This window comes from Methylobacterium sp. E-065 (assembly GCF_022829605.1).
Taxonomy (GTDB): Bacteria; Pseudomonadota; Alphaproteobacteria; order Rhizobiales; family Beijerinckiaceae; genus Methylobacterium.
This window is the reverse complement of the sequence record NZ_JAKSYD010000156.1, coordinates 1-311: the sequence shown is the minus strand read 5'-3', so window position 1 is coordinate 311 and position 311 is coordinate 1. Positions and strand designations below refer to the sequence as shown.

The following is a 311-nucleotide window of genomic DNA, read 5'->3' as shown; positions in this document are numbered from 1 at the left end:
CCGTCCGGGAGCATCTTGTAGCGGCAGGCGTAGCCGTCGAGGATGAGATGAACGTCGCTGGGCGTGTCGCCTTCCGAGATCAGGTCCGTCCGCGCTGACACATTCCGCACCCGTGGCACAAACGCCCGCAGAGCGGCGCGGTCGGCGTCGCTCAGTTCCTCGAAGCTTTCGAGCTTGCGGATCAGTGCATCTTGCATCGGGCCACGGCAGCGAAGGGCGATCTGCCTCCCTACGTCCAGACTAGAAGATCAACCCCGTCATATGATGGATTGTTGCGCTTGGTAGCAGGTAAGTGACTGTGACTGTTATGG

Annotated in this window: 1 pseudogene; it reads right to left on the bottom strand. The window is 60.8% G+C overall.

From position 1 onward, the window contains the following. Nucleotides 1-197 (bottom strand): annotated as a pseudogene (locus MKK84_RS20705) (Crp/Fnr family transcriptional regulator); the annotation flags it as partial. Nucleotides 198-311 lie beyond the last annotated feature (114 nt).